Annotated in this window: 5 protein-coding genes; all 5 read left to right on the forward strand. The window is 45.1% G+C overall.

Going from position 1 to position 9,739, the window contains the following annotated elements:
• Window positions 1-16: 16 nt before the first annotated feature.
• The 5 genes from AABW11_RS00825 to AABW11_RS00845 all read left to right on the forward strand — a co-directional run bounded on the left by AABW11_RS00825 (window position 17) and on the right by AABW11_RS00845 (window position 9,601).
• A complete protein-coding gene (locus tag AABW11_RS00825) occupies window positions 17-1,576 on the forward strand; it encodes a DUF5723 family protein (RefSeq protein WP_340102594.1) in 1,560 nt (519 codons plus the stop codon).
• Between the two features lie 433 nt (window positions 1,577-2,009).
• Window positions 2,010-2,975: a threonine ammonia-lyase gene (locus AABW11_RS00830; protein ID WP_340102595.1), complete on the forward strand. Its 966-nt coding sequence runs from the start codon at window positions 2,010-2,012 to the stop codon at window positions 2,973-2,975.
• Window positions 2,976-3,512: 537 nt separating this feature from the next.
• On the forward strand, window positions 3,513-6,536 hold the full coding sequence (locus AABW11_RS00835; RefSeq protein ID WP_340102596.1) for a SusC/RagA family TonB-linked outer membrane protein: 3,024 nt from the start codon (window positions 3,513-3,515) through the stop codon (window positions 6,534-6,536).
• Window positions 6,537-6,562: 26 nt separating this feature from the next.
• Window positions 6,563-8,506 (forward strand): RagB/SusD family nutrient uptake outer membrane protein, encoded by a 1,944-nt coding sequence (locus tag AABW11_RS00840; protein ID WP_340102597.1) that lies wholly within the window; start codon window positions 6,563-6,565, stop codon window positions 8,504-8,506.
• Window positions 8,507-8,533: 27 nt separating this feature from the next.
• The gene (locus AABW11_RS00845; protein ID WP_340102598.1) at window positions 8,534-9,601 is read left to right on the forward strand and encodes a SusE domain-containing protein; all 1,068 of its coding nucleotides are present in this window, start codon (window positions 8,534-8,536) and stop codon (window positions 9,599-9,601) included.
• The last annotated feature ends 138 nt before the right edge of the window (window positions 9,602-9,739 follow it).

Here is a 9,739-nt window from a genome sequence, read left to right on the forward strand (position 1 = left end):
ACCTAAAATGAAAGACATGAAACCACTTTTTACTCTGCTCACAACACTTTGCATTATCAGCACCTTCTGGCTTATGTCGCCGGAGTTCGTTAAAGCACAATCCCGGCATCTGACAGCGCAAAATATCGGGCTTGGCGGTGGAGGAACGGCCTACCAGGATCTCTATCACGCCAATTTCATAAATCCCGCTAACCTGATGATTAACCACAGCAAGCGCCCCGCCGTGACGGTTGGACTTGCGGGCGGCATTTATTCAAATGTTGGCGGAAGTCTTGTCAATATAAAGACCTATAACGACTACCTTACAACCGGCCGGGTGATTGAAGGCGCAACCCGGGATAACATGCTTAACCAGTGGTTTGGTGAAAACTCATCAGATGTCAGGAGTATGAATATGGATGTTGGCATCGTCCCGCTTGGCATTGCTGTTAGGAACAACAACTGGAGCGTAAGCATCACTTCCCGTGCCCGTATTCTTGGCAATTCAGGCTACTCACGCGGGCTCGCCGATCTGATTTTTCGCGGTTTTGATGCAGACCATTTTGCAGAAGCCCGTGCCGTCAATACCAACCAGGAATTTCTTGTCTATAATGAAATCTCGGCCGGATTTGCCATAACAATTCTTAAGCGGGATCAGCTCTTTGGTTTTGGCCGAAATGTCAAACTTCATGTGGGTGTCGCTCCTAAGCTGTTGATGGGCGTCAATTATGCCAGGTTAAATCTCGATTCTTCGCTGCAGATTGAGGATGCATCATCCCAGCAAAATGGCCGGCTTGAGCATAATTTTAATTACTCAATAGAAGTAGCCGGAGACCTGTCGGATCAGCTCGCGGAATTTAATGAGATGAGATCACAGCAAATGAATCCTAAAATCGGGGATTATCTCGATCCATCAGCGCAGGATTTCACAAGCTTTAAAGGACAATCCCTTGGTTTTGACTTTGGTGCCACGCTTGAGATGGACATCGATCACCTGTCTGCTTTCAACCTGGGTATTTTCAAAGGCGAGAAAAAAATTCGACTTGGGGTCTCCCTTACTGATGTTGGTTCTGTAAAGATAAACGATCGTACCCGAAGCTTTTCAGCTGCCGACAATTTCACCTGGGAAGGGATTGCATACGACAGCGAAATCATAGATCAACAGTTTGGCGGAGACGAGAACAAGTATTTTGAGTCAGTTGTTAAAGACAGCATTGGCAGCGAGATTTATGGAAATCTGGTTACAAAGGAGCATTCGGAATTCAGCAAACCACTGCCCATGATGCTGAATATTGGAACCCATCTCCTGCTGGGTAAATTCAGTATAATGGCGGATGTTGGAACAGGCTACACATCAACCGGCACAAACAGCGAGCGGATGCATGTGGCGCTCGGGACAGAGTACAGACTATTGAACCGAATTCCGCTTCGCGTTGGCTATCGCTCAGGCGGACATAGCAGCGCGACCTATCACGCCGGAACGGGCCTTGAATTCAGAAACTTTGAATTCAGTGCCGGAATAGCGGCTTCGCCAAATTCTGAAGCCTATGGCAGCGGGCTTGGGGCAGCCTGGTCAGGCCTGGTGATTCATTTTTAATCAAATTTATAGCACTGTCGTTAGAGGGCTGAACTGATACAAAAATCCTTTCTCTATAATTTCGGGGAAGGATTTTTTTAAGGTTTTGCAGGGCCCCTTAAGATCATGCTTTTCATAAGTACTATACCCCAAGAGGACTTTACTTGCGGGACTGAATGATTGTGATCGGCAAATATCAGACAATTATATGTATATAAACATATTCAAAACTAGTTTTGAAAATTGGACGTGCTTTGTTTGCAGTTAACTTACCCAAGTCTTAAATAGACGACCGCTCAGTAGCCCGACAATTCTTTGTCGGGTTGGAAGTGCCGGTCTACAAAAGATAATTCTTGAAGCGTATGATACTTCAACAATTCATTAAACTTCGCCCGCTGATTTATTATCATTATCTTAGAAATTGATTCATTTTCAAAAAAATTTAGAGATTATCATGGGCAATAATTCTCCAGTATTACCATCATACACAGACGTTGAAGCCGCAGTAATCCGAATATCACCATTCGCCAACCATACTCCGGTATTAACATCCCGGACCTTGAATGAACAAACCGGTGGTGAGATTTATTTTAAATGTGAAAATTTTCAGCGGGCGGGTGCCTTCAAATTTCGCGGCGCCTGTAATGCAGTCTACTCTCTCTCTGAAAGTGATGCCTCTGCCGGAGTTGCGACCCACTCATCAGGAAACCATGGACAGGCGCTGGCACTTGCCGCTAAAATGCGTGGAATACCGGCCTATGTGGTGATGCCTGAAAACTCCCCCACTGTGAAGCTGAATGCAGTTAAAGGCTACGGAGCAAAAGTGATCCGTTGCGAATCAAACCAAAAAGCGAGAGAAGAAACGCTCCGGGATGTGATTGATGATACTGGAGCCCACTTTATTCATCCCTACGATGATGAACAAGTTATTGCCGGACAAGGCACTTGTGCCCACGAACTTCTCATGGATCACCCCGGTCTGGATATCATAATGGCTCCTGTGGGTGGCGGCGGCCTGATCAGCGGCACGGCTATCACGGCAAAGCAACTGATGCCGAATATTCAGGTTATTGGAACAGAACCGGAAAAGGCTGATGATGCGTACCAATCATTAAAATCGGGCACACTACAACAGTTTGATACCACTCAGACCGTTGCAGACGGTTTGCGGACGACTCTCAGTGAACGGACTTTTTCTATCATAAAAGAAAATGTCGACGATATACTGACGGTAAGTGATGAGTCCATCATCCTTGCCATGCGCACTATCTGGGAACGCATGAATATTATCATCGAAACATCATGTTCCGTTCCGGTGGCTGCTATTCTTGAAAAGAAAATTAATATAGACGGCCAGAAGGTCGGAGTCATCCTCACCGGCGGCAACGTTGACCTGGACCATCTCCCCTGGCAAAAATGATTCAGTTAGTTTGCCAAATCTTCTCTTCAATAATAATCAGTTTTTGATCCCGTTTTTCTAAAAACGGAAGACGTATTTCAACAATACATGATGACATAATTAACTGTAATTGCGCAAATATTTGAATCACAAAAACGTCACTTAGTTTGCTTGAAAAGTTGGTTTTAAACAGCTTTCTAAAACTGCTCTCAAAAAACTCAAAACTGATTTATTTAATTTACTCTTTTAAATAACGATAATCGCCGGGACTGCCCCCTTACTTATTATCGTAAATACAATATTATCAGCATTTTAATATGTTACGAAATTTTTCAGGCGAATGTATTTTACTCCTAAATTAAAATAATGTAAGCGTTTACATCATTTTCATAATGATTTGTTAACTTATAGAGAATCGTTAGAAAAAAGCCCTTTTCTATACCTTTTCCTATTTTAAATTTACGGGATGAGTAAGCGCTTTCATTTTAACGGTTCAACCACAAGAAATTCGACAGATTAATAATTTTCATTTAAACGAATAACCAAAACTCAAAGTAAATGAAACGAAAACTAATACTGATGTTAGTCATGGTCTTTGGCTTCAGTGCATTTGCGGTTAGTGCATTTGCCCAGTCACAGATCACTGTAAGCGGAACGGTTACGGAGGCCGAGACCGGTAACACACTGCCCGGTGTCAATATCGTGGTTCAGGGTCAGCCCGATCGTGGAACCGCAACCAATTTAAATGGTGAATATTCAATAACCGTTGAACCAGACGCCGTTTTGATATTCAGCTACCTTGGATTCATTCGCCAGGAAATAGCGGTGAATGGAAGAGAAACTATTAACGTGCAAATGCAGAGTGATGTAGAAGCACTTGATGAACTTGTAGTTATCGGGTACGGCGTTCAGGAACGCGGCGATAACACTGGATCGGTAAATGTAATTAGCTCCCGCGATTTCAATGAAGGAGCCATCACCTCACCTGAGGAACTGTTCCAGGGACGAGCTGCCGGTGTAACTGTTACATCAAACAGCGGTGCTCCGGGAGCCGGCGCTACTATTCGTATTCGTGGCGGGTCATCACTTTCAGCAAGTAACAACCCGCTTTTTGTGGTAGACGGACTTCCGCTCGAAGAAAGTGGGATTTCAGGGATGAGAAACCCGCTTAACTCCATCAACCCAAATGATATTGAGTCTATTACCGTACTAAAAGATGCGTCAGCGACAGCTATTTATGGCTCGAGGGCATCAAACGGGGTTGTTTTGATTACCACAAAGCGAGGTGAGCAAGGGCAGCCGCTTCAGGTGAATTACACCGGGCGCTATGCATATCAAACAAACAATGATCGCGTCGATGTTCTTGGGTCAGGTGAATTTCAGTCGCTCGTAAATGAGCGGTTTAGTGAATCTGTTGCCAGTAATCTTGGATCAGATACTACTAACTGGCAAGACCAGGTGTTCCGGGATGTATTCTCGCAGGATCATAACATCAGTGTTACGAACTCCTATAAGAATATCCCCTATCGTGTATCTCTTGGGTTCTCAGGAAATCAAGGTGTACTAAAAACATCGTACAATGATCGAATCAGTGGTTCAATAGCATTAAACCCGTCATTCTTAGACAATTCGCTCAGAACCGAACTGAACTTTCGCGGCTCTCGAATCAACAACAGGTTTGCTGATGGCGGTGCCATTGGAACTGCTGTTTCTTTCGATCCTACTCAGCCGGTACACGTGGAAGGAAATAATCAGTTTGGTGGATATTTTACATGGCTTGACGGTGACGGAAGCCCGATTCCAATTGCCCCTGCAAATCCGCTCGCACTTATTGAACAGCGAAATGATGAATCAACGGTTCACCGTGCACTGGGTAACATCAAACTTGATTACGATCTCCCTGTTGCAGAAAACATTACGGCAACCCTTAATGCAGGCTTTGACTATTCGGATGTTGGAACGGATGTTTTGGGCATTTTGAACAGCTCAGGTAAAGTACGTGTCCCTGAAAATGCAGCTTTTGCATGGACAGGCGGGGGCGACGACAATGCTCGCGGTAATCTCACCGATTACACCCAGAGTAAAGAGAACGAGCTGCTCGATTTCTACCTCAACTATACTAAAGACCTGGAAGACTACGACAGTAATCTCGATTTGACTCTTGGATATTCCTGGGAGCATCATGAGGAACGGGGATCAAACTTTTCACGTAGTGCGAATACAGATTTGGACGGTAATCCGGTAGATGTATTCAACGATACCAACTATGCTACTGAGTACTATATTGTATCATTCTTTGGCCGTGCCAACTATTCGTTCAAAGATAAATATCTCCTTACGGCTACACTGAGAAATGACGGAACATCCCGATTCTCGGAAGATAACCGCTGGGGGCTGTTTCCATCATTTGCACTTGCCTGGAAGCTGAATGAAGAGAATTTCCTTCAGGACACAGACTGGCTAAGCGAACTGAAGCTCCGGCTGGGTTATGGTGTTACAGGTCAGCAGCGAATTGGCCAGGGTAACTATCCTTACCTTCCCGTTTATACAAGCAGTGAACCCACTGCACGATACTCGTTTGGCAACCGTTTCATTACAACGCTTCGGCCTGAAGGCTATAACGTTGATTTGAAATGGGAAGAAACAACGACCTATAATATTGGTGTTGACTACAGCATTCTCGACGAACGGTTCTTTGGTTCTGTTGAAGCATTTTACAGAGAGACAGAGGATTTACTGAATGTTGTACCTGTACCTGCCGGAACAAACTTTACTAACCGTATTCTGTCTAACGTGGGTAACCTGGAAGTTCAGGGACTCGAGTTTGATATAACCGGCCGGCTTATTTCAACAGAAAATACGTTCATGCAGGTTTCATTTAATGCAACCTATACGCAGGACGAGATTACGAAACTCACCACGGTCGACGATCCGTCATTTATCGGCGTCGAAACCGGTGGAATTGCCGGTGGTGTTGGCAATACCATCCAGGTTCATAGTGTAGGTCATCCGAGAAATTCATTCTTCGTTTTTGAGCAGGTTTACAACAACGAAGGATTGCCTGTCGAAGGTCTTTATGTCGACAGAAATGGCGATGGTCTTATCAACGACAACGATAAATACCGTCTCGAAAGTCCTAATCCGGACCTGACATTTGGTATTTCATCACGGTTTGAGCATAAAAACTGGGACGCGTCTTTTGCGGCCCGGGCAAACGTTGGCAACTATGTATACAATAACGTTGCATCCAACAACGCGATTTTTAGCCAGATCACCAATACCACAGGGTTCCTGACCAACCCAACATCGTATATCTTCGACGCACCATTCCAGAATGCACAGTATCGGTCTGACCACTACCTGGAAGATGCTTCTTTTATCCGGCTGGATAATGTAAGCATAGGATATACCGTTGAAAACTTTCTGGATGTGGTATCATCACTCAGAATTTCAGGAACTGTACAGAACGTATTTACACTTACAGAGTATAGTGGACAAGACCCCGAAGTATTCGGCGGAATTGACAACAACCTGTACCCACGACCACGAACATTCTTGTTGGGACTTAATCTCAACTTTTAATTGACAACATTTTAAATATGAAGATTATGTTGAACACAAAATTCAGAATATTAGCAGCCTTCGCCCTACTGGCGATGGTGTTTGGAATCGCGGTCTCGTGTACAGGCGACCTGTCAACGACACCGATTGATGATAACATAACCACATCAGCAAACGTGTATGAATCCCCCGATGATTTCGAGCAGGTACTGGCTAAACTTTATGCCGGTTTCTCTGTAACAGGTCAGCAGGGTCCGGCTGGTAATGCCGATATTCAGGGCATTGACGAAGGTTTTTCGAGCTATATTCGTCAGCTTTGGGTACATCAGACACTGCCAACAGAAGAGGCCATTGTTGCGTGGAACGATCCCGGTCTTCCCGATTTTAACTTCCAGTCATGGGGTTCATCCAATGACTTTGTGATGGGCATGTATAGTCGTATTTACTATGAAATAGCCCTTACCAACGAGTTTATCAGAGAGGCTCAGCAGCGTGATGAAGCCGTTATTCAGCAGTATTTAGCTGAAGCCCGGTTTCTCCGAGCCCTGAGTTACTGGCACGGGCTCGATATGTTTGGCGGCAATATACCTTTCGTAACGGAAGAAGACCCAATTGGTGCCTACCAGCCCGAACCCACAAATGCAGACGATCTCTTCGCCTATATTGAAAGTGAACTTCTTGCGGTTGCAGACGAACTACCGGCTGCAGGTTCAGTTGAGTACGGCCGGGCCAGCAGAGGTGCCGCATGGACACTTCTTGCTAAACTCTATCTAAACTCAGAAGTGTACACAGGCACTCAGCGTTATGATGAGGCCCTTACCTATGCGCAGAATGTAATTGATCAAAGCGGCTACCAGCTCGCCGACAATTATGATCATCTGTTTATGGCGGACAATGACCGGCCTGAAGTAAGTCGTGAAATTATCTTTCCTATCCGTTTTGACGGAGATAATATGCAAACATATGGTGGAACTAACTTTATCATCCACGCACAAATAGGTGGAAATATGAGCGCCGGTGATTTTGGAATGGATGGTGGCTGGGCCGGCCACAGAGTTACGCCTGATTTTATAGAAATTCTGAATGAAAATAAGGTTGACCCGTTTCTGGGTACAACGACTGAAAATCCCGACGGAGATCCTGAGATATATGTCCCCGGGGGTTACCAGGCTGCTAGCGGCTACACTACTAACTGGACTCCTGCGGAAGCACCACCACTCGTCTCAGACGACCAGAACAATGTTTATACCGGGCAAGTTTACTTTGCAATTGCCGGTGCTGAGTTCAAGTTCACGGCAGAGCGAAACTGGAATGCCAATTGGGGAGGAGCAAATGGAACTCTCGTACCGGACGGATCAAATCTGGTAATTGGCGATGCGGGTCTCTATGACATCACGGTAGACCTGAATACAATGACTTATACTGTAACACTTATCGAGGCATCAGCACCGGAATTTGCGGATAGCCGAACTAATATCTTCACAGATGGCCAGTCGCTCGAAATTGAATCCGTACAGGATTTCAACCAGGGCTATACACTTACCAAATGGAGTAATATGACCTCCACAGGCCAGCCCGGCAAAAACCTGCAGTTCGCGGACACCGATTTTCCAATGTTCAGACTTGCAGACGTATACCTGATATATGCAGAGGCAACAGTTAGAGGTGCAACAGGTGGTGACATCAACCGTGCCGTAGACTTGGTAAATGAACTGAGAGAAAGAGCCTATGGCGATGCCTCTGGAAATATCACTACGGGTGACCTTAATCTTGATTTTATTATAGATGAACGGGCCCGTGAACTCCACTGGGAAGCTCACCGAAGAACAGACCTCCGCCGTTTCGGTCAGTTTACAGGCGGCGACTATGTATGGTCATGGAAAGGTGAAACACAGGAAGGTGCTCCAACTGCTGAAACCTTCGACATATTTCCTATTCCTTCAACAGATATTAACTCCAACCTGAATCTGACTCAGAATCCAGGATATTAATTAGAACTTTACATGACGTATAATGCCATGAAAAAATTAATTCTATCGACAATTGCACTTTTCGGTCTGCTGGTCTTCAATTCATGCGAAGACTCTGTGGGTCCGAACGTAAGTACAGATATGGAGTCCTCCCCTGTTCTAACATCTCATGAGGGGGGAGAAAGCTTCGAACTTAGTGAAGAAAACGCAAACGAAGTTCTGCTAAATCTTGCCTGGGAAGCTCCGGACTTCGGATTTCCTGCTGCAATTACTTATTTCGTTGAAATGGATCCGGAAGGCACTAACTTTGAGGATCCTTCTACACTGATTGAAACAAATCAGTCCTCCGTCTCAATGACGGTTGGCGAAGTAAACAGCAGGTTGATTGCAGCTGGTGTTCCATCAGGTGTTGAATCTGAAATTAATATGAGAATCCGGGCGCATATTAACGATGATGTTGAGGATAGAATATCCGAAACATTCGTGCTCGCTTTTACTCCTTACACCGTGGAAATTGATTTTCCTAAGATTTATGTACCAGGTGGTTATCAGTCGGCAAGTGGTTACACAGCTGATTGGTCACCTGCCGATGCACCCCCTCTCACATCAGTTGAAGAGGATGATCGCTATGAAGGTTATGTTTACTTCGCAAACGACGGAAGCGAATATAAATTTACGGCTGAAAGAAACTGGGATGATGGAGACTGGGGTGGTTCTGCCGGATCACTTGAACCGGGTGGTTCCAACCTTGTCATAGACCAGGCAGGCTACTACAAAATTAATGTAGACCTGAATGATCTCACGTTCACAACCCTTAGAACACAATGGGGTATGATTGGCGCTGCCACACCAGTCGGCTGGGAACCAGCAGGAGATGACGTTCAAATGGATTACAACCCGGCTGAAAAAGTCTGGACTGTAACGACAGATCTTACCGCCGGCGAGTTTAAGTTCCGCGCCAATAACACGTGGAACGATATCGATTACGGTGATGATGGCGGCAATGGTACTCTGGATCAAGGTGGAGCAAATATATCAGTTGAAGAAGCTGGTAACTACACCGTAACTCTTGATCTAAGTACAGTTCCCTATTCCTATACCTTGGAAGCCAACTAATAGTTGCCTGTATTTACCTTTATCAAAAAAGCCTGTTCCCTCATCTGGAAACAGGCTTTTTTATTGAACTCATCTTTTTTCAGTTCGACAGTTCATCAATTCGACAGTTAAACAGCAAATCTTTACAACTCATCTTCT

It is taken from the genome of Rhodohalobacter sp. 8-1 (genome assembly GCF_038150125.1).
Classification (GTDB): domain Bacteria; phylum Bacteroidota; class Rhodothermia; order Balneolales; family Balneolaceae; genus SW132.

Excerpts from the sequence above, each read along its gene's own strand:
- AABW11_RS00830 (WP_340102595.1), top strand. The coding sequence starts at position 2,010 with ATGGGCAATAATTCTCCAGTATTACCATCATACACAGACGTTGAAGCC.
- AABW11_RS00840 (WP_340102597.1), top strand. The coding sequence starts at position 6,563 with ATGTTGAACACAAAATTCAGAATATTAGCAGCCTTCGCCCTACTGGCG.
- AABW11_RS00825 (WP_340102594.1), top strand. The coding sequence starts at position 17 with ATGAAACCACTTTTTACTCTGCTCACAACACTTTGCATTATCAGCACC.
- AABW11_RS00835 (WP_340102596.1), top strand. The coding sequence starts at position 3,513 with ATGAAACGAAAACTAATACTGATGTTAGTCATGGTCTTTGGCTTCAGT.
- AABW11_RS00845 (WP_340102598.1), top strand. The coding sequence starts at position 8,534 with ATGAAAAAATTAATTCTATCGACAATTGCACTTTTCGGTCTGCTGGTC.